The organism is Bordetella bronchiseptica (assembly GCF_900636925.1).
In the GTDB taxonomy this organism is placed as follows: Bacteria; Pseudomonadota; Gammaproteobacteria; order Burkholderiales; family Burkholderiaceae_B; genus Bordetella; species Bordetella pertussis.
Genome location: NZ_LR134326.1, coordinates 3,150,096 through 3,175,496 on the forward strand (window position 1 = coordinate 3,150,096; position 25,401 = coordinate 3,175,496).

Below are 25,401 nucleotides of genomic sequence, written 5' to 3' on the forward strand. Positions count from 1 at the left end.
GGCGCTATGCCTGCGCATCCAGGGCGGCCGCGCCGATCCAGTGGCCGCTGAGCAGCGGCCCGAGGCAACGCGCGGCGGCGACCCGCGCCGAATCGGGCCAGGCATCGACGCGCACCCGCAGCCCGGCGTACACGCCGTGCCCCTCGCCGGCCTCGATGCGCCCGCCCGCCTCCAGGCCTTCGCCCGAGCGGATCGCACCGTCGGCCACGATATCGTGGCCGGCAATCATGCCCCAGCCCGTTTCCACGTGGCCGCCGGCCAGGATGGAGCCGCCGGCCTGGATGCCGCTGACCACGTTGATATCGTATTCGGCCTGTACGTCCTGCCCCGCGCGGATGCCTTGCTCGCATTTCAGAATGCCGCCGCTGACCACCGCGTCGCCCGCCCGGATGGGCCCGGCCACGCTCAGGTCGCCGCCGGTGCGGATGTCCCAGCCGGCGCGCAACTGTCCGCCCACCGTCAGGCGCTTGCCCACCTGGACGCCCCATGTGGTCTGGATATCGCCGCCGGCCTGGACGTCGCCGTCGCAGACGATGCTGCCGCGCGCGTCGATGCCTTCGCCGGCCTGCACCAGCGTGCCGGCGCGAATGCCGGCGCCACAGACGATATTGCGTCCCGCGCGCAGCACCCCGTCGACGGTGATCCCGCGCCGTACCGTCACGGTGCCGGCGAACACCAGGGCCGGCGCGTCCAGCGTATCCAGGTTCAGCACCTGATCGGTGGGGCCGAACTGGTCGATCAGCCACATGGCGTCGTCGATGCGGCCGGCCTCCACCAGCGCGTCGAGCACGGGCTGGTACTCGCCATGGCCGTTGTGGTCGCGCAGGAACCACCGGTATCCGGCCGTGCAGGGGTTCTTGGCTTTGACGAAATTCTTGGTAAGTTGCATAACGCTATCGGACAGGACGAGACATGGCGCGCCACGCAGGCTCGAGGCCGGTCCGGCCCGCGCATCCGCCAGGGGTGCGCGCGAGCGGGCCGGGCCGCCGCGTGGCGCAATGCGCCACCGCGGGCGGTGTGGCGGGGAAATGGCGTGCTTGTCTGCTCAGCCGGGTTTGGCGCGCGCATAAGCCGAACGCGCGGCCACCTCGTACGAGGCCAGCAGCATGGCCCGGCGTGCGAGATCGAGCGCGTCGATGGCGCCCAGGCCATGCGCCGCCCGCGGCGCGCAACGCTGCGCCCACCGGCGGGCGGTCCCGGCGGAAAGCGTGGTGCGGCTGGCAGGAGCTGTGGCGTTCATGACCGTCGATAGCAAGCGGCGCGCCTGCTCCAGCCCTTTCGGGAACAGTACGCGCCGACCAAAAGAAGACCGCCTCGACAGGCGGTCGCGCCCATACTACCAGCCCGGGCGGCGGCGTCAAGCCAGGCGGCGGGCCCGGCGCGGCGGCACGAATAAGGGTTTACCCTTACAATAACCATTCACGAATTAATTTCGTACAGGGCGTGGAATTTATATCGTTTTGAGGAATGCACACCGACGTCTTGTAATGCAAGCCTGTTCCGTGACGTATCTGGTTCCATTCCCATGAGTTCTATCGGTTTCCGTATCCTTCCCCTGCCCGAGCCGCCCGCGGCCGATGAGGTGCTGGCTGGCTTCGCCCAGATCGGCACGGCCCAGATCAGCGATTGCATGGGCCGCCTGTACGGCGTGCAGGGCCTGCGCCCGCTGCATGCCGGCGCTGCCCGCATCGTCGGCCGCGCCATCACGGTCAAGACGCGCCCGGGCGACAACCTGATGATCCACAAGGCCATTTCGCTGGCCGGCCCGGGCGACGTGATCGTCGTCGATGGCGCCGGCGAGACGGCCAACGCCCTGGTCGGCGAACTGATGATGATGGACGCGCAGTCGCGCGGCGTGGCCGCCTTCGTCATCGACGGGGCGGTGCGCGACCTGGATGTGTTCCAGCAAGGCGCGTTCGGCTGCTTTGCGCGCGCCGTGTCGCACAAGGGGCCCTACAAGGACGGCCCCGGCGAGATCAACGTGCCGGTGAGCATCGGCGGCCAGGTCGTGGCCGCCGGCGACGTCATCGTGGGCGACGCCGACGGCGTGGTTGCCGTACCGCTGGCCCAGGCCGGGGCAGTCCTGGCGGCGGCCCGCAGGAAAGAGGATGCCGAACTGGCAGCCAAGGAGAAGCTGCGCGCCGGCACCTATGCCAAGCCCTGGGTGGACCGCATCATCGCCGAGAAGACCGGGGACGCGCAATGAGCATCGTCGCCGACAAGATCAAGCGCATCAAACTGTCGCCCAGCGTCGCCACGCGCGCCATCGTGGCCCAGCTGCGCGAGGAAGGCCGCCGCGTCATCGACCTGACGGTGGGCGAGCCGGATTTCTCGACCCCCGCGCATATCTGCGAGGCCGCCATCGCGGCCATGCAGCGCGGCGAAACCAAGTATCCGCCGGCCCAGGGGACGATGGCGCTGCGCAAGGCGGTACGCGCCCGGCTGCGGGAAGAAACCGGCGTCGACTACCCCGAAGGCCACATCATCGTTGGCACCGGCGCCAAGCAGGTGCTCTACAACGGCCTGGCGGCCACGCTGAACGAGGGCGACGAGGTCATCATTCCGGCCCCCTACTGGGTGTCGTACCCCGACATGGTGCTGGTCAACGGCGGCGTGCCCGTGGCGGTGACCGCGACGCCGGCCACCCAGTACAAGCTGACGCCGCAGGCGCTGGAGGCGGCCATCACGCCACGCACCAAGTGGCTGATGATGAACGCGCCCAGCAACCCCACCGGCGCCATCTACACCGCCGACGAATGGCGCGGCCTGGCCGAGGTGCTGCGCCGCCACCCGCACGTCTGGCTCATGACCGACGACATCTACGCACGGCTGAACTTCACCGCGACGCCGACGGTGCATCCGCTGCAGGTGGCGCCCGAACTGGCCGAGCGCACGCTGGTGGTCAACGGCGTGTCCAAGGCCTATGCGATGACGGGCTGGCGCATCGGTTATGGTGCGGGTCCGGAGGCCTTGATCAAGGCCATGGCCATCCTGCAATCGCAGAGCACTTCCGGCGCCTGCTCGATCAGCCAGGCGGCGGCGCGCGAGGCGTTGGCCGGCCCGCAGGATTGCGTGGCCGAATTCGCCCGCACCTTCAAGGCCCGGCGCGACGCCGCGGTGGCGGCCCTGCAGGGCGCGCCCGGCCTGTCCGTGGTGATGCCCGAGGGGGCCTTCTACGTGTTCCCGGACTGCGCCGGCGTGCTGGGCAAGACCACGCCCGACGGCCGCGTCCTGGAGACGGATACCGACTTCGTGCACTACCTGCTGCGCGAAGCCGGCGTGGCGGTGATCGACGGCACGCCGTATGGCGTGCCCGGCACCTTCCGGCTTTCTTTCGCAGCGGCGCTGGAGGATATCCAGCAAGGCTGCGCGGCCATCCGCGCGGCGTGCGAACGCCTGGCCTGAGCGCAACCCGATCGGCGGCGGGCTCGCGCCCGCCGCGGCTTTTTCGACAACCAACAAGGGGATCGATGATGAAACGCAATGTTCTTGCCGTGCTGACGATAAGCCTGCTCGGCCTGGCCGGCCCGGCCCACGCCGACCAGCTCGACGATATCAAGGCGCGCGGCGAATTGCTGTGCGGCACGCTGGGCACCTCCCAGCCGTTCAGCTACCAGGACGCCGCCACCCGCACCGTGGTGGGCTACGACGTGGATATGTGCAAGCTGGTGGCCGACAAGCTGGGCGTGAAGGTCAACTACAAGCTGCTGTCGGTGGCCGCGCGCGTGCCCGAACTCAACGAAAGCCGCGTGGACATCCTGGCCGCCAACCTGGGCTACTCGCCCGAGCGGGCCGAGCAGATCGCCTTCAGCCACACCTATTACGTCAGCCCGCAGAAGCTGCTGGTGCGCAAGGACTCGAACCTGCAGACCATCGAGTCGGTCAACGGCCGCCGCGTGGCCGCCACCAAGGGTTCCAGCTCGGAGCGCGAGATCAAGCGCATCCTGGACAAGTCGCAGGTGCTCGGTTTCACCGACAGCTCGGCCTCATACCTGGCCCTGCAGCAGAAAAAGGTCGACGCGCAATTCGCCTCCGAACTGGTGCTGGTGCGCCTGATGCTGCAAAGCCCGCCCACCGCGCCCGTCTCGATCATCGACAAGGCGGTGTTCGACGAGCCGTGGGGCCTGGGCATGCGCAAGTCCGAAACCCGCTTCATCGCCAAGGTGAACGAGATCCTGGACCAGGCCGAAGCCTCCGGCGAGGCGCAGCGCCTGTTCGAGAAGTGGTTCGGCGCGCAGACCCCGTACAAGCTGCAGCGCTCGTTCAAGATCGGGCCCATCGCGGGATGACGCCCCGGCGCGCCGGCCTGCGCCCGGACCTTGGCGCGCCATCCTGCCGCGGCGTGCGCCCCCACCAAGGCGCCGCCGCGCAGTCGTTTCCGGAGTTCTACGCGTGTTTTTTCTAGACGCCCATTATCTGTCCCAGCTCGCCGATGGCATGATGACCACGGTGCAGCTGTTCCTGGTGGCCTGGGTGCTGGCCTTCACACTGGCCGTGCTGCTGGTCGTGATACGCACCACCAACCTGGCGCCGTGCCGCTGGTTCGTGGACGCCTACGTCGAATACCACCGCAACGTGCCGCTGCTGGTGCAGGTGCTGTTCTGGTACTTCGGCATGCCCGAACTGCTGCCCGAAGGCGTGCGCGGCTGGCTCTACCAGCACAACGCGGAGCTCTCGCTGGCCGCCATCGCGCTGGGCCTGGGCTCTGCCGCCTACATCGCCGAGGACATACGCAGCGGCCTGCGCGCGATCCCCGGCACCCAGTTCGAGGCGGCCCGCGCGCTGGGCTCGTCGTACCTGCAATGCATGCGCCACGTCATCGTGCCGCAGGCGCTGCGCATTTCGATCCCGCCGCTGGTCGGCCGGGCCCTGCTGCTGTTCAAGAACACCAGCGTGGCCATGGCGATCGGCGTGGTCGAGCTGACTTACCAGGCGCGCGAGATCGAGAACGAGACCTACCGCACCTTCGCCACCTTCGGCGCCGCCACCCTCATGTACCTGCTCGGATCCTTCCTGCTGATGTTCATCGGCTCGCGCGTGTACGCCCGCTACAACATCGGAAGCGGAGGCCGCCGTGCTTGATATCCTGCATGACTACTGGCCCATGCTGCTGGTGGGCCAATATCCCAACGGCCCGCTGGGCGGCCTGGCGCTCACCCTGATACTGGCGCTGCTGGGCCTGCTGCTGTCCATGCCGCTGGCCCTGCTGATCGCCATCGCCCGGGTCAGCCCGTTTCGCGGCCTGCGGGTGGCCAGCCGCCTGCTGGTCAACACCGTGCGCGGCATGCCGCTGCTGATGCTGATCTTCTGGGCCTACTTCGCCGTGCCCAAGCTGACGGGCGGAAGCATCAGCGGCTTCTGGACCCTGGTCACCGCGCTGGTGATCTACGAAAGCGCCTATCTGTCCGAGGTCATCCGCTCCGGCATCGAGGCCATTCCCAAGGGGCAGATCGAAGCGTCGCGCTCGCTGGGCGTGGGCTACTGGACGACCATGCGCAAAGTGGTGCTGCCGCAGGCGCTGTTCAACGTGCTGCCCAGCATGACCAGCCAGTTCGTCTCCACCATCAAGGAGACCTCGCTGGGCTATGTGATCAGCGTCAATGAGCTGACCTTCGCGGCCAACCAGGTCAACAACCTGGTGCTGACCCAGCCGCTGCAGGTGTTCGGCATCCTGGCCATTATTTACTTCCTGGTGTGTTTCAGCCTGAGCCGCAGCGTGGCCTGGCTGGACCGCTGGGTACGCCGCAGCCGCAGCATGGCGTGACGGCGGGAGGAATCACAACATGATCAAGCTAGAAGGCGTCAACAAGTGGTACGGCGAGCACCATGTGCTCAAGGATGTGAGCCTGGAGGTCGGGCGCGGCGAAGTGCTGGTCGTGTGCGGCCCGTCGGGCTCGGGCAAGTCCACGCTCATCCGCACCATCAACCGGCTCGAGCCCATCGGCAAGGGCGTCATCCGCATCGACGGCCAGGACATCCATGCCAAGGGCGTGAACATCAATACGCTGCGCCGCGGCATCGGCTTCGTGTTCCAGCAGTTCAACCTGTTTCCGCACATGAGCGTGCTGGACAACGTGACGTACGCGCCGCTGCACATCCTGAAGACGCCGCGCCGCGAGGCAGAGGCGCTGGCGCACCAGCTGCTGGAGCGCGTGGGCATGGCGCACAAGGCGCAGGCCTACCCCGGCGCGCTGTCCGGCGGCCAGCAGCAGCGCGTGGCCATCGCCCGGGCGCTGGCGCTCAAGCCGCCCATCATGCTGTTCGACGAACCGACCAGCGCGCTGGACCCGGAGATGGTCGGCGAAGTGCTGCAGGTGATGAAATCGCTGGCGCGCGACGGCATGACCATGGTCTGCGTGACGCACGAAATGGGCTTCGCGCGCGAGGTCAGCGACCGGGTGATCTTCATGGACGCCGGCGAAATCCTCGAGATCGCCACGCCGCAGCGCTTTTTCAGCGCGCCCGAGCATCCGCGGGCGCAGCGCTTCCTGGCCGACATCATCGGGCACCACCCGGCCTGATGCGCAGCGACACCTTGCATGGCGCCGCGGCGCCATGAACCGGCGCATGGCGGCGGCGCCGCGGGGCGATGGTATGGTTGGGCTTTCCGATCGACAGCCCGCCTACTCTGCCATGTACACCCTGAAGCAACTCGAGGCGTTCTACTGGAGCGCCGTGCTGGGCAGCTTCAGTGCGTCCTCGCGCAAACTGCACACCACCCAGTCGGCCGTGGCCAAGCGGGTCGGAGAGCTGGAAGGGTTCGCGGGCACGCCGCTGTTCGAGCGGCGCGCCAAATCGCTGGTCCTGACACAGCCAGGCCGCAAGCTGTTCGAGGGCGCGCGCGAGATGCTCGAGCTCAACAGCCGCATGGTGCTGGACATGGCCGACCCGTCGCGCTTCGAAGGCAGCGTGCGCCTGGGCGTGACCGAGCTGGTGGCGCTCACTTCGCTGGCCGGGGTCATAGAACGGCTCAACCAGCGCTATCCGAAGATCCAGCTGGTACCCGAGATCGAGGCCGGCATCACGATGTACCAGCAGCTCGAGCGCGACGAACTGGACCTGGCCATCATGCCCGGCCCCTTCTGGAGCTACGAGTACGACTGCGTACAGCTCGGCTCGGTGACCAACGTCTGGATGGCCAGCCCTGCGCTGGCGCTCGATGCGGCGCGCGCACTGACGCCGCACGACCTGGCGCCCTTCCCCGTCATCAGCCAGCCGCAGAACTCGGCGCTGTCGCACCTGTACGATGCATGGTTCGCGCAGCAAGGCCTGTCGGTCAAGCGCGTGCTGACCTGCAACAGCCTGGCCATGATGGCGCAGCTGACCATGCTGGGGCTGGGCATCAGCCACCTGCCTTCGGCCTATTTCGACCCGCTGGTGGCGCGCGGCGCGCTGTGCCGGCTGCGCGTCCAGCCCGACCTGCCCACCATCCACTATTACGCCGTCTACAAGAAGAGCCTGATCAATCCGGTCGTCAGCACGGTCATCGACATCGCGCGCGAGACCTGCAACTTCGAGGTCGAGGGCGCGTTCCTGCCGCTGCCTCCCGGCGGCCTGCGGTCCGGTTGACGCCGCCGGCGTCCCTGTGTAGCGTATAGGGCTCCTGCGTCCCGCCACCTGGGTGCCTCCATGATCCGCTTCGGTCTGCCTTGCCCGCCCGCCGCCGCCTTTGCCGGCGGCCTGCCGCGCGCGCGCACGACCCTGGCGGGCCTGCAGGCCCCGCCGCCTGTCGTCTCACCGCCAGCCGGCCAGCTGTGCGGCGCCCCGCCGCCGCCCCGGCACGTCCGGGGCTGATCCGCAGCCCTCCCGGCCCCATACCGTCGCCGCTGCACCGCGGCCGCCTTGCGCGGCCATGGCGTGCGCGCCCGCGCGTGCGCCGGCGGCCCGTGCGTTATTCGACACAGGTGATTCGACATGCCATTCAAGCAAACCGTCTGGGCCGCACGCGGCTCGACGGCGCTTTTCGTGCTGCTGTGGAGCAGCGGCGCGATCTTCGCCAAATGGGGGCTGGACTATGCCTCGCCCTTTGCCTTCCTGGTGCTGCGCTTCGCCCTGGCGCTGGCCGTCCTGACAGCCCTGGGCCTGCGCACGGGGCGCTGCCTGCCCGCGCCTGGCACGCGCCTGCGCACCGCCGCCACCGGCGCGCTGCTGCTGGGCGGCTATTCGATCTGCTATCTGCTGGCGCTGCAACACGGCGTGACGCCGGGCGTGCTGGCCACGGTGCTGGGCGTGCAGCCGCTGCTGACGCTGCTATGGCTGGAGCGCGACCTGCCGGCGCGCCGGCTGGCCGGGCTGACGCTGGCCCTGGCGGGCCTGGTGCTGGTGGTGTGGCGCAACATCGATGTGGCGCGCCTGGAGCACGCCGGCATGGCCTACGCCCTGGCCGCGCTGGCCTGCATGACGGCGGGCGCCCTGCTGCAGAAAGGGTCGCGCCAGGCGCCCGGCGCGGTCTTGCCGCTGCAGTACGCGACAAGCCTGGCGCTGTGCCTGGCGCTCGCGCCCGGACAGCCCTGGCAGGTGCAGTGGAGCCCCGGTTTCGTGGCGACCTGGCTGTGGCTCGCGCTGGTGATATCGGTCGCGGCCACGCTGCTGCTGTACCGCCTGATCCAGGGCGGCAACCTGGTCAACGTGACCAGCCTGTTCTACCTGGTGCCCCCCGGCACGGCGCTGCTGGATTACCTGCTGCTGGGCAACCGGCCCGCGCCGGCCAGCCTGGCCGGCATGGCGGCCATCGTTGCCGGGCTGGGGCTGGTGTTCGGGCGCCGGCGCGCGCATTGAGCATGCCGGACAGGATGCCTTGGCAACGAGCCGGCGCGGCGCTATGGTATGCGGATAGCGCCGCGCTAGCCGCGGCAGGAGACGCGCCATGAAGCGCTTGCTCATACTCGCCATGCTGGCGATCGCCGCCCTGACCGGCGGCTGCGCCGGCGAACCCGGAGCCGGCCGCCCCGCCTCTTCCATGCCGGACGATACCGGCGCTGGTGGCGGAGGCGGCGGCGGTGGCGGCGGCTACTAGCGCCGCTGGCTCATGCAGCCGTTGGCGGCCCCTTCAATTCGACGGTGTTGCCTTCGGGATCGCTCAGATACACCGACGGCCCTTCGCCGCCGGCGCCATAACGCATGCCTGTTTCGCCCACATCCACGCCATGCCCACGCAGATAGGCGACGATCGCGTCGGTATCGAACGGCTCGACCGCCAGGCAGAAATGATCGACGTTGCGGCCCTGCGCGCCCGGCCCCGCGCCGCCGGCGCGCCCCAGCTTGCCATCGAGCGCCACCAGGTCGATCAGGGCGCTGCCGGCGCGCAGCTGGGTCAGGCCCAGTTCGGCCTGCTCGCGCTCGCCGGTACAGCCCAGTACGTCGACATAGAACGCGCGCATGCGCGCCACGTCGCGCACGCGCAGCACGATGTGGTCCAACCCCTTGATCCTGAACATAGCGCCTCCACAGGTCGACGGCGCGATGCGCGCCCGTTACGCCATGATAGGCAATCGGCGCGGCGCATGGAGCGCGCGGCAATCGCTATACTGGGTTCATATCAGGAACCCGGCAATCTTGAACCGCCGCACCGTCCCCCTGGCGGGCGCGGTATTTTCATCAAGGAGGTCCCCATGTTCCCTGAGTATCGCGACTTGATATCCCGACTCAAGAACGACGATCCGCATTTCTCCAGGTTGTACGACAAGCACAACAACCTCGACCAGCATATCCAGGATATCGAGGCCGGCCGCGCCACCGGCACATCGCTGGATATCGAGAAGCTGAAGAAGGAAAAGCTGCATCTCAAGGATCAGATCTACGCGATCCTGAAAAACGGCGCCTAGCGCCCAGCCCCCCCGCCGCAAGTCCGGCGCGCCGCCCCGGCAGCGTGCGCGCACGGGTCCGCGCGCGCCGTGCGGCGGCCGCGATGCGCGGCCCGGGCTCAGGCGGCGGGCGGGCGGACCGCGGCCGCCGCGCCGCGGGCCGGATTGCCCCGGTACAGCCACGCGCTCAGCCCCACCGCCCCGGCCAGCAGCGCGCCGGCCAGGGCCACCACGCCGGCCCAGCCGCCATGCGACCAGCTGCCGCCGCCCACCGAACCCAGCACGCTGGCGCTCAAGTAATAGGCCAGCAGGTAGAGCGAGGCCGCCTGCGCCTTGTAGCCGCGCGCCATCTGCCCCACCCAGCCGCTGGCCACGGCATGGGCGGCAAAGAAGCCAAAGGTGAACACGACGATGCCGGCCACCAGCACCGAGAGCGCATCGGACAGCGTCAGCAGCAGTCCCGCCATCGCGATGCTGGTGGCCGTGCACAGCATGGCGCCCCGGCCATGCCGGTCGGCCAGCCTGCCGAACAGCGTCGAAGCCACGATGCCGACCAGATAGACCACGAAAATGGCGCCGATGAAAGTCTGGCTGAGCGAGAACGGCGGCAGCAGCAGGCGGTAGCCCACGTAGTTGTAGACCGTCACGAACGCGCCGGCCTGCAGGCCGGCCAGCGCGAACAGCGCCACCAGGCGGCCGTGGCGCAGATGCGCGGCCAGGCCCGCCCGCGCGTCGCGCCAGCCATTGCCGCGGCGCGGCACGAAGCGGCGCGAGGCTGGCAACAGCCAGACGAACAGGACGGCCGCCAGCAGGCCCAGGGCGCCCAGCGCACCCAGCGCCGCGCGCCAGCCCAGGTAGTCCGACACGAAGCCGGTGATGACGCGCCCGGTCAGTCCGCCGAACGCGCTGCCGCTGATGTACAGCCCCATCACGAAACCCAGGGTGTCCGGCTCGACCTCTTCGGCCAGGTAGGCCATGGCCACCGCCGGCACCCCGCCCATGGCGGCGCCCTGCAGCGCGCGCAGCACCAGCAGCGTGTGCCAGTCGGGCGCGAAGGCCGCCACCGTGCCCAGCGTGGCGGCGGCGAACAGCGAGACCGCCATGACGGCCTTGCGCGGCAGCGCCTGCGCCCACAGCCCGACCAGGAAAATGGCCAGCGCCAGGAAGACCGTGGACAGCGACAGCGACAGGCTGCTCTGGACCGGCGAGACGGCAAACGCCTGGGAGAACAGCGGCATCAGCGGCTGCACGCAGTACAGCAGGGAGAAAGTGGCGAAACCGGCGGCGAACAGCGCCCATTGGGCGCGATGCAGCTCGGCCGTGCCGCGCCGCAGGTAAGGCTGCCCCGGATCCGCCCCGGCATGCGTGGTGGGCGGGGTAGCGGCGACGGCGGACGGGGGCGGCATGGGGTTCTCGACAAAACGGCAAGCGGAGCACATGCCCGCCTGGCCACAGTAGACTTCCGGCCGCCATTTGTCCAATATATGAAACCTGCACCAATGATATTTTAAAAAAATGGAACTGCGTCACCTGCGCTACTTCGTCGCCGTGGCCGAAGACCTGCATTTCACCCGTGCGGCCGCCCGGCTGGGCATCGGCCAGCCGCCGCTGAGCCTGCAGATCCAGCAGCTGGAAAGGGAGATCGGCACGCCGCTGCTGCTGCGGCAGCCGCGCGGCGTGGCCCTGACCGAGGCCGGCGCCCGGTTCCTGCAGGATGCGCGCGCGGTGCTCCACGCCGCCGAGCTGGCCGTCGAGACCGCGCGCCGGCTGGGCCACGGCGAACAGGGCGACATCGCGGTGGGCTTCACGGCCTCGGCGGTCTTTCACCCGTACCTGCCCAGCGCCATCCGCGCCTACCGCGACCGCTACCCCGGCGTACGCATTGCGTTGAGCGAAAGCAATACGCGGGCGCTGCTGGCGGGCCTGCGCAGCGGCGAGGTGGACGTGGCGTTCGTGCGGCCTCCCTATGCCCTGGACGATGAGTTCGCCAGCGAACGGGTGCTGGACGAGCCGATGCTGGTGGCGCTGCCGCCGGACCACCCGCTGTGCCGCAAGCGCACCGTGCCCGTTGCCGCGCTGGCCGAACAGGACTTCGTGCTGTACCCGCGCCCCATCGGCGCCGGCCTGTACGACGCCATCATGCAGGCATGCCAGCGCGCCGGATTCACGCCGCGCGTCATCCAGGAGGCCCCGCAGATGGCGTCGATCATCAGCCTGGTGGCCGCCGGCGTGGGGATTGCCGTGGTGCCCGCGGCCATGCGCCACATGGGCGCCGCGGGCATCGTCTACCGCCCTATCCGCGGCGACGCCCCGCGCGCGCTGCTGGACATGGCGTACCGGCGCCAGCCCCGCAGCGCAGCAGTGCGCCATGCGGTCGAACTGCTGCGCGGCCGCGCCCACCCCTAGACCTGGACCCGCCCACAAGCGCCCGCCCGCTGGTATATTGGCGCACCTCGACGCGCCCGGCGTCGGCAAGCACCCTTTCTCCCCGCGCTCGCGGCCATGCGCCGTACTCCTGGAGGCTCCTGATGCTAGTCGGCAATTACGATGCAACCCTGGTGTTGACTTCGCTGTTTGTTGCCATCCTGGCGTCGTACACCGCCCTGGGCATGGCCGGCCGGGTAGCGGCCAGCCGCGGCGTGGCCGCGCGGGTCTGGCTGGGCGGGGGCGCGTTCGCCATGGGCCTGGGGATCTGGTCCATGCACTTCATCGGCATGCTGGCGTTCAGCCTGCCCATCCCGCTGGGCTACGACGTCGCGCTGACCGTGGCGTCGATGGCGCTCGCGGTGGCCTGCTCGGCGTTCGCGCTGTGGGTGGTGACGCGCGCCACGCTGCCGTGGCGCCGCCTGGCCGGCGCCGCGGCGCTGATGGGCACGGGCATCGCGGCGATGCACTACACCGGCATGGCGGCCATGCGCATGCACCCCGCCATCGAGTACTCGCCGGCCCTGTTCATGCTGTCGGTGGCCGTGGCCATCGTGGCCTCGGGCGCGGCCCTGTGGATCACCCACGCGCTGCGCCACAACCGTCCCGGCGCGCCGGCCTATCGGATCTGCGCCGCCATCGTCATGGGCCTGGCCATCGTCGGCATGCACTACACCGGCATGGCCGCCGCCAATTTCCCGCAAGGCAGCGTCTGCATGGCCGCCAACAGCGGCATCTCGGCCGGCTGGCTGGCGGTCTCCACCGCCGCCGTCACGCTGGCCGTGCTGGCCGTGGCCCTGGTGGTGGCGGTGCTCGACACCCGGCTGGAGACGCGCACCTCGGCGCTGAATGCCTCGCTGGCGCAGGCCAATGAAGAACTGGTGCAGATGGCGCTGCACGACACCCTGACCAAGCTGCCCAACCGCGCCCTGCTCGACGAGCGCCTGAAGCAGGCCATCATCCGCGCCACCGCCGCCGGGCGCGGCTTCTCGCTGCTGTTCATCGACCTGGATGGCTTCAAGGCCATCAACGACGCCTACGGGCATGGCGCGGGCGACCTGCTGCTGGTCGAAATGGCGCAGCGCATCAAGCGCGCCATGCGGCCGCAGGACTGCGTGGCGCGGCTGGGCGGCGACGAGTTCGTGGTGCTGGCCGACCTGCCCGACCCGAACGACGCGGCCGGCCTGGCCGAACGCCTGATCGACACGCTGACCGTCCCGGCCGAGGTGCAGGGCCACGAGGTGTCGGTGGCCGCCAGCATCGGCATCGCCCTGTTCCCCGGCGACGGCGCCGACGCCAGCACGCTGCTGGCCCATGCCGACGCCGCCATGTACCACGCCAAGCGCCTGAGCCAGACGCATCGCGTCAGCTTCTTCGAGCCGTCGATGAACGAGGACGCGCTCGAACAGCTGCAGTTGCTGCAGGACCTGCGCCTGGCGCTGCCGCGCAATCAGCTGGAGCTGCATTACCAGCCTAAGTTCGTCGCCCCCGCCGGCCCGGTGGTCGGCGCCGAGGCGCTGCTGCGCTGGAACCACCCCACCCGCGGCGTCATCGGCCCGACCGTATTCATCCCCATCGCCGAGCGTACCGGCCTGATCTTCTCCATCGGCGCGTGGGTGCTGGACGAAGCATGCCGGCAGATGCGGCAATGGCGCGACATGGGCCATGCCGACTGGACCGTGGCGGTGAACCTGTCGTCGCTGCAGTTCTCGCAACCCGACCTGATCGACTCGATCCGCGCCACGCTGGCGCGCCACGGCCTGCCCCCGCGCTGCCTGGCCATCGAAATCACCGAGTCGACCGCGATGCGCGACGCCGAGGCCAGCCTGACCGTGCTGCGCGAACTGGCCGAACTGGGCGTGTCGATCTCGATCGACGACTTCGGCACCGGCTATTCGAGCCTGCTGTACCTCAAGCGCCTGCCGGCCACCGAGCTGAAGATCGACCGCGGCTTCGTCAACCAGCTGGAGCACGACAACGAGGATGCTGCCATCGTGTCGGCCATCATCGCGCTGGGCCAGAAGCTGAACCTGAAAATCGTCGCCGAGGGCGTGGAAACCCTGGCGCAGCAGTCTTTCCTGACCGAAATGGGCTGCGATTCGCTGCAAGGGTTCCTGCTGGGCCGGCCGCTGCCGGCCGCCGAGTTCCTGGCCCACACGCTGCAGCCCCAGCCCGCCTAGCGGCGGGCCGACAGTAGAATAGCCTCGCGCGCCCGCTTGCCGTTGCCCGCTTTCCTGACGCCGCGCGCCGGAAGTCCGTCTTCAATCCGCGAGGCTCATGATGCAGACAGAATCCAATCCCCTGGCCGAACGCTTCATTGCGCGCAACCTGCTCGACCTGGCCATCCGCATTACCCTGATCGGCGGGCTGACCGTCTGGTGCTACCGGGTCGCCGAACCCTTCATCGGCATGCTGCTGTGGTCCATCATCCTGGCGGTCACCCTGGCGCCGCTGCACATGCGGCTGACCCGCTTGCTGGGCGCGCGCCCGCGGCTGGCCGCCGTCGTGCTGACGCTGGCCACCATGCTGGTGCTGCTGGTGCCCGGCGCCATGCTGACCGCGTCGCTGGGCGACTCGCTGGTGAACATCTTCCATCACTCCACCGGCCGGATCGTGCGCATCCCGGCGCCGCCGGACTTCGTGATCGAACTGCCGCTGATCGGCGTACGCCTGCACGAAATCTGGCTGCAGGCGATGACCAACCTGCAGGACGTGCTCAAGCCCTTGCAACCCCACCTGGCCACCGCCGGCCGCTGGCTGCTGGCGGGCATGGCCAGCGCCGGCCTGGGCATCGCCGTCTTCCTGGTCTCGATCGCCATCGCGGGCGTCATCCTGGTCTATGCCGACCCGGCCAAGCGCGCCGCGCACGCGATCGGCGTGCGCATCGCCGGGCCCGAACAGGGCGTCGCGCTGGCGCAGCTGACGGCCGCCACCATCCGGGCCGTGGCCCAGGGCGTGATCGGCGTGGCCCTGATCCAGGCCGTGCTGGCCGGCCTGGGTTTCCTGCTGGCCGGCGTGCCGGCCGCCGGGCTGTGGGCCATCGTGGCGCTGCTGATCTGCATCGTGCAGTTGCCCCTGTTCCTGCTGATGGTGCCCATGGTGGTGTACGTATTCCTGAACAACACCCCCACGGTCGCCGCCGTGTTCGCCGTATGGTGCCTGCTGGTGTCGCTGTGCGACAACGTGCTCAAGCCGCTGATGCTGGCGCGCGGGGTCGACATCCCCATCCCGGTCATCCTGATCGGGGCCCTGGGCGGCGTGCTGGCCGCCGGCATCGTCGGCCTGTTCCTGGGATCGGTGGGGTTCGGGCTGGGCTACGTCCTGTTCATGCAGTGGGTGCGCCAGCAGTCGCCGGCCGGCTGAGCCGGCGCGCGCCGTTCAGGTCTTGAGACGGTAGCCGGTGCGGAAGATCCAGCGCACGGTCAGCAGGCACACGAGCAGGAAGGCCAGCGTCATGCCCAGGCTCACGCCCAGGCTGACGTCAGCCGACCCATAGAACGCCCAGCGAAAGCCGCTGACCAGGTACACCACCGGGTTGAACAGCGTGACCGTCTGCCAGAACGGCGGCAGCATCTTGATCGAATAGAAGGTGCCGCCCAGGAAGGTCAGCGGCGTGATGATCATCAGCGGGATGATCTGCAGTTTCTCGAAGCCATCGGCCCAGATGCCGATGATGAAGCCGAACAGGCTGAAGGTCACCGCCGTCAGCACCAGGAAGGCCAGCATCCAGACCGGATGGTCGATATGGAACGGCACGAACAGGCGCGCCGTCGCCAGCATGATCAGCCCCAGCAGGATGGACTTGCTGGCCGCCGCGCCGACGTAGCCCAGCACGATCTCGACATACGAGATCGGCGCAGAATGGATCTCGTAGATCGTGCCGGAAAATCGCGGCATGTAGATGCCGAACGAGGCATTGGCGACGCTTTGGGTCAGCAGCGACAGCATGATCATGCCCGGCACGATGAACGCCCCGTAGCTCACGCCGTCGATTTCGACCATGTGCGAGCCGATGGCCGCGCCGAACACCACGAAGTACAGCGAGGTCGAGATGACCGGCGAGGCCACGCTCTGCATCAGCGTGCGCCAGGCGCGCGCCATTTCGAATTTGTAGATGGCCTTGATGGCATACCAGTTCATGTTTGCGCACTCACCAGGCTGACGAAGATATCCTCGAGGGAGCTCTCGGACGATTGCAGGTCGTGAAAGCCTATGCCGCGCGCGTCCAGCTCGCGCAGCAGCGCGGCGATCCCGCCGCTGACCTGGTTGTCGTAGGTATAGACCAGCTGCGTGCCCTCGGCGGCCAGTTCGAGCTGGTAGTCGCCGGCCAGCGCCGGCAGCGCGGCCAGCGGCGCATCCAGCATGATGACGAGCTGCTTCTTGCCCAGCTTGCTCATCAGCGCGTGCTTGTCCTCGACCAGGATGATCTCGCCCTTGCGGATGACGCCGATGCGATCGGCCATCTCCTGCGCTTCCTCGATGTAGTGCGTGGTCAGGATGATGGTGACGCCGTTTTCGCGCAGCCGCCGCACCATCTGCCACATGCCGTGGCGCAGTTCGACGTCCACGCCGGCGGTGGGCTCGTCCAGGAACAGGATGCGCGGCTCGTGCGACAGCGCCTTGGCGATCATGACGCGCCGCTTCATGCCGCCGGACAGCGCCATGATGCGGCTGTCCTTCTTGTCCCACAGCGAGAGGTCGCGCAGGATGCGTTCGATGAGCGCCGGGTCGGCCGGCTTGCCGAACAGGCCGCGGCTGAAGCTGACCGTGTTCCAGACCGTCTCGAACGCGTCGGTGGTGAGTTCCTGCGGCACCAGGCCGATGGCGTCGCGCGCGGCGCGGAACTCGCGCACGATATCGTGGCCGTCGGCCAGCACGCGCCCGCTGCCCGGATTGACGATGCCGCAGATGATGCTGATCAGCGTGGTCTTGCCGGCGCCGTTGGGGCCGAGCAGCGCGAATATTTCGCCGCGGTGGATATCCAGGTTGATGTTCTTCAGCGCGGGATGTCCTGACGCATAAGTCTTGGACAGGCCTTGCACGGAGATGACTGCTTGCACTGCGTCTCCCTGGAGGAAAAGTACGGGATGGCCGATTCTACCGGCTGGCCGCGCGCCACTGCACGCCAGCGCCGACTACAGTTGTCGGCCCCGGCGGATTATGCGTCGCGCGCCGCGAATCCCGGATGGTAGGTGACGGTGCCGCGCGCGGGCGCGCCGAAGGTCAGCGCCAGGAAATGCGTCGGCGGCATGTCCGGCAGCACCAGCCCGGGTTCGGGCCGAAAGCCGAAACGTCCATAGTAAGCCGGCTCGCCCACCAGAACGCAACCGGCCGCGCCGCGCGCCTGCAGCCGCGCCAGCCCATGCTCGATCAGGGCGGTGCCGATGCCGCGGCCCTGGTGGGCCGGATCGACCGACACCGGCCCCAGGCCGAACCACGACGGGCTGCCGTCGGAAATCTGCACCGGCGAGAACGCGGCATGGCCCACCACCCGGGCGTCGAGTTCGGCCACCAGCGACAGCGTCAGCGCGCCGGCGGCGCGCAGCGCCTGGACGATGTACGCCTCGGTCTGCTCGCTGTGCGGATGGCCGCGAAACGCCGCCTGCGTCACGTCGAAGATGGCGCGCTGGTCGGCGGGGGTTTCGGAACGGATCAGCATGGGGCCTCCCGCGGCGCCCGCCACGCGGGCGCCTATAGCAATCGGGGCAGCGACGAGGCCAGCATGGCCACGCCGGACAAGGTCAGCAGGCCCAGCACGATGCGGCGAAACGCCTGATCCGATATGCCCAGGTACAGGCGCGTGCCCAGCACGGTGGGAATCAGCATCGCCAGCGCCACCAGGCCGAACAGCGGCAGCATGTCGGCGGTGACGATGCCGGTGCCGACGTATGTCGCCATGGTAACCAAGAGCGTGCCCAGATTGAAGTTCTGGATGATGGAGCGCTGCTCGTCGCGCGCAAAGCCGCGCAATGTGCACCACAATGTGGGCAAGGTGCCGGTGAACCCGCCGATCCCGCCCATCACGCCGCCCAGCCCGCCCACGACGGCGTCGGCCAGCCGGCCGCCCGCCGTGATGCGGGGCAGGTACTTCACCGCCAGCATGAGCGGGCACCACAGCACCAGGAAGCCGCCCAGCAGCGCCTTGAACATATGGACGTCCAGCATGGGCAGGATGCGCACGCCGATCGGAATGCCCACCAGGCCGCCCAGCAGGAACGGCAGCAGCCGCCGCCAGTCGAAGCCGCGCCGCACCGAGAAGGCGGCGATCAGTTGCCCGGTCAGCGATCCGAACACCACCAGGGCGGCCGCCAGGCGCGGATCGATGCTCCACGCCCAGACAGACATGGCGGTCAGCCCGTAGCCGAAACCCGACAGGCCCTGCACGAAGCCGGCCAGCACCGCGCCGGCCACTACCACGACATGCAATGCATCCACGATACGCCCGTCGCCCCCTGTTCAACGTGATGGCAGGCGGCGATCTTACCGGCTTGCGCGCGCCGTGTTTGCTGCGTCGCAGCAAACACGGCGCTTCAGAACGGCGCCTCGTCCTGGTCGCCGGGAGGCATCAGGTAGGCGGTAACGGTGCTGGAGAGCGCCGTCACCAGCCACAGCACGAAGAAGGACACGGTATAGAACCCGGTCCGGCTGGTCGGCACCTGGCCGAAGATGGCCACGTCCAGCGGGTCGATCAGCGCGAAGATCAGCGCGCTGCCCACGCCGGCGGCCAGGAAGGACGGCCAGAGTATCCACATCAGCGAACGCCAGCGCATGGTCGGCTCCGCTTCAGCGACGCGCGTCGGCGGCCGGCGCGGCGACGCGCTCGACCACCAGCCCGCGCTTGACCGCGCCCTCGGCGATGGGCTGGTCGCCGTAGCGCGTCATCGCCAGGTAGATGGTGATGACGCAGCCGATGATGGCGACCAGCGGCCCGGCCATCAGGATCCAGGGCCACGGTTCGCGATACCAGGGGCGGGCAGCGGGCGTATCGGTCATGAAAGCGTCTCCTTGCCGGGGCTCCGGCCTATTCGGGTAGGTAGAAACTTGCGGGTTCGCGCACTTCCAGCACACGCCCGGTGTCCTGCGAACGGGCCTGCACGACGATGGCATGGGCGCCGGGCGCGGTATCGCCGCGCGGCGCGCGCAGCACCACCGGCACCAGCTTGTTGGCGGCGGCCTCCACCTCCACCACGTCCGAGCCGTCGCGGCCGGCCAGCACGGCCAGGCCGTCGATGCCCTCGGCCGTCAGCTGCAGGCGCAGGGGCTGGTCGGACGTATTGATGATCTGCAGGCGGTATACGTTCTCGACCAATCCGCCGGCCACCTCGCGGCCCAGCGTGCCACGGTCGCGGATCACGTCCACGCGCAAGGGGTTGCGCATGCCCAGCGACACCACGAAGGCGATCGCCAGCGCCAGGATCAACCCGCCATAGATCAGCACGCGCGGGCGCAGCAGATGCGAGCGAGCGCGCCGGCCGTCCAGGCCCTCGTCCACGGCCCGCTCGGACGTATAGCGGATCAGGCCCGGCGCGTAGCGCATCTTGTCCATGACCTGGCCGCACACGTCGATACAGGCGCCGCAACCGATGCACATGTACTGCAGGCCGTCGCGGATGTCGATGCCGGTCGGACAGACCTGCACGCACAGGCTGCAATCGACGCAGTCGCCCAGGCCCGCCGCCTTGTGGTCGATCTTGCGCGAGCGGCCGCCGCGCGGCTCGCCGCGCCGCTTGTCGTAGGTCACCACGAACGTGTCGTGATCGACCATCACGCTCTGGAAGCGCGCGTACGGGCACATGTACTTGCAGACCGATTCGCGCATGAAGCCGGCGTTGCCCCAGGTGGCGAAACCGTAGAACAGCATCCAGAACCATTGCCAGGCGCCCAGTTGCAGCGCGAACAGCTGATGGCCCAGCTCGCGGATGGGCGCGAAGTAGCCGATGAACGTCGAGCCGGTCCACCATGCCACCGCCAGCCACAGCGCGTGCTTGGTGGCCTTGATGCGCAGCTTGCGCGCGCTCCACGGCGCTTCGTCCAGGCGGATGCGCGCAATGCGGTCGCCTTCGACGCGGCGCTCGATCCACATGAAGATTTCGGTATAGACCGTCTGCGGGCAGGCATAGCCGCAGAACAGCCGACCGGCGACGGCCGTGAACAGGAACAGCGCCAGCGCGCTGATCACCAGCAGCACGGCCAGGTACACCACGTCCTGCGGCCACAGCACCAGCCCGAACAGGTAGAACTTGCGCGCGCCCAGGTCGAACAGCACGGCCTGCCGGCCGTTCCACTGCAGCCACGGCAGGCCGTAGAAGATCAACTGGGTCAGGACCACGAACACGACGCGCCAGCGCGCGAATATGCCGCTGACCGAGCGCGGGTAGATCTTGCTGCGCACATCGGCGAGCGTCTGCTCCAGCGTTTCTCCGTCGGCGCGCCGCGGGCCGGGAGCGGGCCGCCAGGCCGGCGGCTGCGGATCGGACGGGCCGCCAGGCGCGGCCGGTGTCCCTTGGGTCATTGCGATACTCCGTACTGCGGTTGACGCAGACGCGCGTACGCGCCGCCGGCGCGGCCGCCGGCCGACGGCCAGCCGGCGCACCGGCGCGCGCTCATCGCGCCGCCTCGGCCGCCTTGGCCGGCGCCTGGTTCGACAGGCCCCACACCCAGGCCGACAGCAGTTTGATCTGCTCGGGCGTCAGCACTTCCTCGTGCGCCGGCATGCGGTTGTCGCGGCCGTCCAGGATGGTGCGCACGATGGACGCCTCGGAACTGCCGTACAGCCACACATCGTCGGTCAGGTTGGGCGCGCCCAGCGCCTGGTTGCCCTTGGCGTCCACCCCGTGGCAGGCCACGCAGTAGTTGGCGAACTCGCGCTTGCCGCGAAACACCCGCACCGGATCGACCGCCAGGCCGGACAGCGAGCGCACGTAGTGGGCGATATCGCCAGCCATCCTGGGATCGATCACGCCTTTCCAGGGCGGCATCACCCCATGGCGCCCCTTGGCAATGGTTTCGGCGATGATCTCCGGCGTACCGCCGTACAGCCAGTCGCCGTCGGTCAGGTTGGGGAAGCTGGTGCTGCCCTTGGCGTCCGAACCGTGGCATTGCGCACAGGTGTTGAGAAACAGCCGCTGGCCGATCTCGCGCGCCGGCGCGTCGGCGACCAGCTGCTCCGGCGTCATGCCACCGAAGCGTTCGTACACCGGCTTGACGCGCTCGGCCAGCTCGGCCTGCTTCTGCTTGACCTCGCCGACCGAGGTGTAGCCCAGGGTGCCCTGGTACGAGCCCACGCCCGGAAACAGCACCAGGTAGCCCAGCGCGAACACGCAGGTCAGCAGGTACATCCAGGTCCACCAGCGCGGCACCGGATTGTTCAGCTCGGTCAGGTCGCCGTCCCAGACGTGGCCGGTGTCCTCGACCACCCCGCCGGCCGGCCTGGTGCTCAGCCAGCGCCGCTGCGAATACAGCAGCCAGACGCACCAGACAATGCCGCCGATGGCAATGATGCCTATGAAATAGCTCCAGAAGCCGTTGACGAAATCGCTCATGGCTGCATTGCTCCATCCTGTTGTGCGTGCCCGTCCTCGTCGGGCAAGGCGAACGGCAGCAAGGCCGATTCGCGATTGGCGCTCTGGCGGTGGCTCGACCAGGCCCACCATACGATGCCAAGAAACGTTCCCATCGAAAGAACCGTTATCAGCGCGCTCAGATAACCCATCATGATCAGCCTCCCGCCGCGCGCTGCGGCTCGCTGGCGGCGCCGCGCCGCGCGCCCACGCCCAGCGCCTGCAGATAGGCCACCAGGGCGTCCTCTTCGGTCTTGCCGGCGATGGCCGCCGGCGCCGCCGCGATGGCCTCGTCGGTGTACGGCACGCCCAGCCTGCGCAGCGCCTGCATGCGCTGGGCCACGTTCTGGCCGGTCAGGTCGGCATGCTGCAGCCACGGATAGGCGGGCATGTTGGACTCGGGCACCACGGCGCGCGGATCGCGCAGGTGGATGCGGTGCCATTCGTCGGAATAGCGCTCGCCCACGCGCGCCAGGTCGGGTCCGGTGCGCTTGGAGCCCCACAGGAAGGGATGGTCGAACACCGACTCCCCCGCCACCGAGTACGGGCCGTAGCGCTGCACCTCAGCCTGCAGGGTGCGCACCTGCTGGGAGTGGCAGCCCACGCAGCCTTCGCGGATGTACACGTCGCGCCCCATCAGTTGCAGCGGTTCGTAGGGCTCCACCCCGGGCATGGCCTGGGTGGTCGAGTGCTGGAAGAACAGCGGGATGATCTGCACCAGCCCGGCGACGGACACCACCAGGATGCTGGCGATGATCATCAGGCCGATGTTCTTCTCCAGCGTCTGGTGGGAGAAAAAGCCATGTTGTTTCTGTGCCACGAGATGCTCCTCAGACTGCCGGGACGGCCGCCGGCACGCCCGCGGGCGCCGTCGCGCGGTTATCGTTTTCCAGCGGAATCGCCGGGTTGACGGCGCGCGCGCCGCGCACGGTCATCCAGACGTTCCAGGCCATGACGAACACGCCGCTCAGGTACAGGATGCCGCCGGCCAGGCGAATCACGTAGTACGGCACGCGCGTCTTGAGTTCCTCGACGAAGCTGTAGACCAGCGTGCCGTCGGCGGCGGTGTCGCGCCACATCAGGCCTTGCTGCACGCCGGCGATCCACATGGCGGCGATGTACAGCACCACGCCGATGGTGGCGACCCAGAAATGCAGCTCCATGGCGCGCACGCTGTGCATCTGCTGGCGGCCGTACAGACGCGGGATCAGGTAGTACAGCGAACCGAAGGTGATCATCGCCACCCAGCCCAGCGCGCCGGAGTGCACGTGGCCGATGGTCCAGTCGGTGTAGTGCGACAGCGAGTTGACCGTGCGGATCGACATCATCGATCCCTCGAAGGTGGACATGCCGTAGAACGACAGCGCGGTCACCAGGAACTTCAGGATCGGATCGGTGCGCAGCTTGTGCCAGGCGCCCTGCAGCGTCATGATGCCGTTGATCATGCCGCCCCACGACGGCGCCAGCAGGATCAGCGAGAACGTCATGCCCAGCGACTGGGTCCAGTCGGGCAGCGAGGTATACAGCAGGTGGTGGGGGCCGGCCCACATGTAGGTGAACGCCAGCGCCCAGAAGTGCACGATGGACAGGCGGTACGAATAGATCGGACGGCCGGCCTGCTTGGGCACGAAGTAATACATCATGCCGAGGAAGCTGGTGGTCAGGAAGAAGCCCACGGCATTGTGGCCGTACCACCACTGCACCATGGCGTCCTGCACGCCGGCATAGGCGGAGTACGACTTCCACAGCGTCACCGGCATCTCGATGTTGTTGAAGATGTGCAGGATGGCGATGGTCAGGATGTACGAGCCGAAGAACCAGTTGGCCACGTAGATGTGCCTGGAGCGGCGCTTGACGATGGTGCCGAAGAACACCACCGCGTAGGCCACCCACACCAGCGTGATCAGGATGTCGATGGGCCACTCCAGCTCGGCGTATTCCTTGCTGCTGGTAAAGCCCATGGGCAGGGTGATGGCGGCCGCCACGATCACCGCCTGCCAGCCCCAGAACGTGAAGGCGGCCAGCTTGTCGCAGAACAGCCGCGCCTGACAGGTGCGCTGCACCACGTAATACGAGGTGGCGAACAGGGCGCTGCCGCCGAAGGCGAAGATCACTGCGTTGGTGTGCAGCGGCCGCAGGCGCCCGTAGCTCAGCCAGGCGGTGTCGAAATTCAGTTGCGGCCATATCAACTGGGCGGCAATCAATACGCCCACGGCCATGCCGACGATGCCCCACACCACAGTCATGATGGCGAATTGCCGCACGACCTTGTAGTTGAACGTCTCGGCCTTGCTTGCGATTGCGCTGCAATCGTTCATCAGCCATCCCCCAAAAGAAAAGACAGTGTTTCTCCAGGATGGATGATGCGGCCCCGTGCGCCGGGACGCCTTGATTTGCGTCAAGCGGCCTTCGTTCCGCCTGTTTCCGGGACCCGCGCGGCGCTCAGTTGTCGTTATCGCGCAATATCGCGGCGCCCTGGTCCTCGGTGTCGTCGTACTGGCCGCTGAACACGGCCCACCACAACGCCACGCCGATCGCCAGCACGAAAGCCAGCGACAGCGGCAACAGCAGATAGAGAATGCTCATGGCGCGGGTTGCGCCACGGCGGCGGCGGGCGCGGCGTCCCATCGATGGCGCCGCAGGCGCCATGCATTGCCGGCCACCGCCAGCGAAGACAGCAGCATGGTGATGGCCGCCAGCCAGGGCGCCACCCAGCCGGCCAGCGCCAGCGGGGTCATGAGCAGGTGCCAGGCCAGCGACCCGTACAGGTTCTGGCGCGCCACCCGCGCGGCCGCGGCCAGCAGGGCGTCGCCTTGCGCCGCGGTGGCCTCGGGCCGCGCCAGCAGCGCCGAATGCGCGCACGCCATGGCCGAAGGCACGGCCATCGACATGGCGCACGGACAGCTCATGACCAGCAGCGCCACCATGACCGGCACCGCGTGCGCGGCGTCGATCTGCGTCCAGGCCGCCCCGGCGGCCAGCGCCAGCGCCACCTGGACGAACACGAAGCGCGTGGCCAGGCGGTCGGCCGCCGCGCCCAGTTCGCCGCCGGCTTGGTGCAGGCGCCGCACCAGCGGCGTGGCCAGCGCGGAAGCGCCGCAGGCCTGGCGGGCGCACAGCTCCAGGTAGCGCGCGGTCAGCAGGAAGGCCACGAACATGGTGACCGAATCGAAATACACCTCGCCACGGCCCGTCCAGGTGGCATGCACGCTGGGCACGAAGGCCGCCACGATGCCCAGCGCCACCGGCGCGTCCATGCCGGCGCGGCCGCGCCGCAGCCCGCTGGCGGCGCCGCGCCAGATCGGCCAGGCGCAATACAGCACCACCGGCACCGTCATCAGCAAGGCGGCCCAGTTCATCAGCACGATGGCCCAGTCCAGCGTGGCCAGCGCGTCGGCGGGGATGCCGTCGTTGCGCACATAGCCCGGCCAGGCGAACATCATGACCTGCATCATCGCCAGCCACGCCACGCCCAGGCGCACCAGCGCATGGCGGCGCGCCTGCCGGTCGGCGCCCGGCAGGTCCGCGGGCACGGCGAGAATAGAGGTTGGTCGCATGGGAGGGATGGTAGCCCGCCCTGCTCCTGCCCGCCCTTGATGCAGATCAAGCCGGCG

The 25,401-nt window shown here is 68.8% G+C and carries 30 protein-coding genes; 13 read left to right on the forward strand and 17 right to left on the reverse strand.

What is annotated here, in order from left to right; translation table 11 throughout:
• Positions 1-4 precede the first annotated feature (4 nt).
• Entirely contained in the window at positions 5-889 is an 885-nt protein-coding gene (locus tag EL288_RS14630) for a hypothetical protein (protein WP_003810430.1), read from the reverse strand.
• 156 nt (positions 890-1,045) lie between these two features.
• Complete coding sequence (locus tag EL288_RS14635; protein WP_033447023.1) at positions 1,046-1,240, reverse strand: hypothetical protein; 195 nt, start codon at positions 1,238-1,240, stop codon at positions 1,046-1,048.
• Between the two features lie 285 nt (positions 1,241-1,525).
• On the opposite strand from EL288_RS14635, the gene EL288_RS14640 reads away from it, so the two are divergent.
• The 9 genes from EL288_RS14640 (at position 1,526) to EL288_RS24350 (ending at position 9,016) form a co-directional block, all read left to right on the forward strand.
• Complete coding sequence (locus EL288_RS14640) at positions 1,526-2,206, forward strand: RraA family protein (protein WP_010928213.1); 681 nt, start codon at positions 1,526-1,528, stop codon at positions 2,204-2,206.
• Entirely contained in the window at positions 2,203-3,405 is a 1,203-nt protein-coding gene (locus EL288_RS14645) for an aminotransferase class I/II-fold pyridoxal phosphate-dependent enzyme (RefSeq protein WP_003810425.1), read from the forward strand. Before EL288_RS14640 ends, EL288_RS14645 begins: the two co-directional genes overlap by 4 nt.
• A gap of 65 nt (positions 3,406-3,470) precedes the next feature.
• The gene (locus EL288_RS14650) at positions 3,471-4,289 is read left to right on the forward strand and encodes an ABC transporter substrate-binding protein (RefSeq protein WP_003810423.1); all 819 of its coding nucleotides are present in this window, start codon (positions 3,471-3,473) and stop codon (positions 4,287-4,289) included.
• A 103-nt stretch (positions 4,290-4,392) separates the two neighbouring features.
• Entirely contained in the window at positions 4,393-5,082 is a 690-nt protein-coding gene (locus EL288_RS14655; RefSeq protein ID WP_003810422.1) for an amino acid ABC transporter permease, read from the forward strand.
• Positions 5,075-5,764 (forward strand): amino acid ABC transporter permease, encoded by a 690-nt coding sequence (locus tag EL288_RS14660; RefSeq protein ID WP_033457461.1) that lies wholly within the window; start codon positions 5,075-5,077, stop codon positions 5,762-5,764. The genes EL288_RS14655 and EL288_RS14660 overlap by 8 nt, the downstream gene beginning before the upstream one ends.
• A 19-nt stretch (positions 5,765-5,783) precedes the next feature.
• A complete protein-coding gene (locus EL288_RS14665) occupies positions 5,784-6,521 on the forward strand; it encodes an amino acid ABC transporter ATP-binding protein (protein ID WP_003818574.1) in 738 nt (245 codons plus the stop codon).
• Between the two features lie 112 nt (positions 6,522-6,633).
• Positions 6,634-7,569, forward strand: a complete 936-nt coding sequence (locus EL288_RS14670) for a LysR family transcriptional regulator (protein ID WP_010930233.1) — start codon at positions 6,634-6,636, stop codon at positions 7,567-7,569.
• Positions 7,570-7,914: 345 nt separating this feature from the next.
• Positions 7,915-8,778 (forward strand): DMT family transporter, encoded by an 864-nt coding sequence (locus EL288_RS14675; RefSeq protein ID WP_033459530.1) that lies wholly within the window; start codon positions 7,915-7,917, stop codon positions 8,776-8,778.
• 88 nt (positions 8,779-8,866) lie between these two features.
• Positions 8,867-9,016 carry a hypothetical protein gene (locus EL288_RS24350; protein ID WP_155272952.1) on the forward strand — a complete coding sequence of 50 codons (150 nt, stop codon included), beginning with the start codon at positions 8,867-8,869 and terminating at the stop codon, positions 9,014-9,016.
• A gap of 10 nt (positions 9,017-9,026) precedes the next feature.
• Here the strand turns inward: EL288_RS24350 and EL288_RS14680 are convergent, their stop codons facing one another.
• Positions 9,027-9,437: a VOC family protein gene (locus EL288_RS14680; protein ID WP_003810412.1), complete on the reverse strand. Its 411-nt coding sequence runs from the start codon at positions 9,435-9,437 to the stop codon at positions 9,027-9,029.
• A gap of 174 nt (positions 9,438-9,611) precedes the next feature.
• Here EL288_RS14680 and EL288_RS14685 point away from each other — a divergent pair, with 174 nt between their 5' ends.
• A complete protein-coding gene (locus tag EL288_RS14685; protein WP_003810411.1) occupies positions 9,612-9,824 on the forward strand; it encodes a YdcH family protein in 213 nt (70 codons plus the stop codon).
• A gap of 98 nt (positions 9,825-9,922) precedes the next feature.
• Here the strand turns inward: EL288_RS14685 and EL288_RS14690 are convergent, their stop codons facing one another.
• Positions 9,923-11,209, reverse strand: a complete 1,287-nt coding sequence (locus EL288_RS14690) for an MFS transporter (RefSeq protein ID WP_003810409.1) — start codon at positions 11,207-11,209, stop codon at positions 9,923-9,925.
• Between the two features lie 109 nt (positions 11,210-11,318).
• Between EL288_RS14690 and EL288_RS14695 the strand changes: the two genes are divergently transcribed.
• The 3 genes from EL288_RS14695 to EL288_RS14705 all read left to right on the forward strand — a co-directional run bounded on the left by EL288_RS14695 (position 11,319) and on the right by EL288_RS14705 (position 15,590).
• The gene (locus EL288_RS14695) at positions 11,319-12,209 is read left to right on the forward strand and encodes a LysR family transcriptional regulator (protein WP_003810407.1); all 891 of its coding nucleotides are present in this window, start codon (positions 11,319-11,321) and stop codon (positions 12,207-12,209) included.
• A 122-nt stretch (positions 12,210-12,331) separates the two neighbouring features.
• Positions 12,332-14,407 (forward strand): putative bifunctional diguanylate cyclase/phosphodiesterase, encoded by a 2,076-nt coding sequence (locus tag EL288_RS14700; protein ID WP_033456898.1) that lies wholly within the window; start codon positions 12,332-12,334, stop codon positions 14,405-14,407.
• 97 nt (positions 14,408-14,504) lie between these two features.
• Complete coding sequence (locus EL288_RS14705) at positions 14,505-15,590, forward strand: AI-2E family transporter (protein ID WP_080603786.1); 1,086 nt, start codon at positions 14,505-14,507, stop codon at positions 15,588-15,590.
• Positions 15,591-15,605: 15 nt separating this feature from the next.
• Here the strand turns inward: EL288_RS14705 and EL288_RS14710 are convergent, their stop codons facing one another.
• From EL288_RS14710 to EL288_RS14770, 13 genes are all read right to left on the reverse strand, one after another.
• Positions 15,606-16,367, reverse strand: a complete 762-nt coding sequence (locus EL288_RS14710) for an ABC transporter permease (protein ID WP_003810400.1) — start codon at positions 16,365-16,367, stop codon at positions 15,606-15,608.
• The gene (locus EL288_RS14715) at positions 16,364-17,287 is read right to left on the reverse strand and encodes an ABC transporter ATP-binding protein (RefSeq protein ID WP_003810398.1); all 924 of its coding nucleotides are present in this window, start codon (positions 17,285-17,287) and stop codon (positions 16,364-16,366) included. Before EL288_RS14715 ends, EL288_RS14710 begins: the two co-directional genes overlap by 4 nt.
• Positions 17,288-17,385: 98 nt before the next feature.
• Positions 17,386-17,886 carry a GNAT family N-acetyltransferase gene (locus EL288_RS14720; RefSeq protein WP_010930780.1) on the reverse strand — a complete coding sequence of 167 codons (501 nt, stop codon included), beginning with the start codon at positions 17,884-17,886 and terminating at the stop codon, positions 17,386-17,388.
• Between the two features lie 32 nt (positions 17,887-17,918).
• A complete protein-coding gene (locus EL288_RS14725; protein WP_003810394.1) occupies positions 17,919-18,662 on the reverse strand; it encodes a sulfite exporter TauE/SafE family protein in 744 nt (247 codons plus the stop codon).
• A gap of 95 nt (positions 18,663-18,757) precedes the next feature.
• The gene (locus EL288_RS14730; protein WP_003810392.1) at positions 18,758-18,997 is read right to left on the reverse strand and encodes a membrane protein; all 240 of its coding nucleotides are present in this window, start codon (positions 18,995-18,997) and stop codon (positions 18,758-18,760) included.
• 13 nt (positions 18,998-19,010) lie between these two features.
• On the reverse strand, positions 19,011-19,220 hold the full coding sequence (locus EL288_RS14735; RefSeq protein WP_003810390.1) for a FixH family protein: 210 nt from the start codon (positions 19,218-19,220) through the stop codon (positions 19,011-19,013).
• 28 nt (positions 19,221-19,248) lie between these two features.
• Positions 19,249-20,739, reverse strand: a complete 1,491-nt coding sequence (ccoG, locus tag EL288_RS14740; RefSeq protein WP_003810387.1) for a cytochrome c oxidase accessory protein CcoG — start codon at positions 20,737-20,739, stop codon at positions 19,249-19,251.
• Between the two features lie 91 nt (positions 20,740-20,830).
• A complete protein-coding gene (gene ccoP / locus EL288_RS14745) occupies positions 20,831-21,769 on the reverse strand; it encodes a cytochrome-c oxidase, cbb3-type subunit III (protein ID WP_003810386.1) in 939 nt (312 codons plus the stop codon).
• Positions 21,766-21,942, reverse strand: a complete 177-nt coding sequence (locus EL288_RS14750) for a cbb3-type cytochrome oxidase subunit 3 (protein WP_003810384.1) — start codon at positions 21,940-21,942, stop codon at positions 21,766-21,768. Before EL288_RS14750 ends, ccoP begins: the two co-directional genes overlap by 4 nt.
• 2 nt (positions 21,943-21,944) lie before the next feature.
• A complete protein-coding gene (ccoO, locus tag EL288_RS14755; protein WP_003810383.1) occupies positions 21,945-22,607 on the reverse strand; it encodes a cytochrome-c oxidase, cbb3-type subunit II in 663 nt (220 codons plus the stop codon).
• 10 nt (positions 22,608-22,617) lie between these two features.
• Entirely contained in the window at positions 22,618-24,105 is a 1,488-nt protein-coding gene (ccoN, locus tag EL288_RS14760) for a cytochrome-c oxidase, cbb3-type subunit I (RefSeq protein WP_003810381.1), read from the reverse strand.
• 124 nt (positions 24,106-24,229) lie between these two features.
• On the reverse strand, positions 24,230-24,373 hold the full coding sequence (gene ccoS / locus EL288_RS14765; RefSeq protein ID WP_003810379.1) for a cbb3-type cytochrome oxidase assembly protein CcoS: 144 nt from the start codon (positions 24,371-24,373) through the stop codon (positions 24,230-24,232).
• On the reverse strand, positions 24,370-25,344 hold the full coding sequence (locus tag EL288_RS14770) for a P-type ATPase (RefSeq protein WP_003810377.1): 975 nt from the start codon (positions 25,342-25,344) through the stop codon (positions 24,370-24,372). The genes ccoS and EL288_RS14770 overlap by 4 nt, the downstream gene beginning before the upstream one ends.
• Positions 25,345-25,401: the final 57 nt, after the last annotated feature.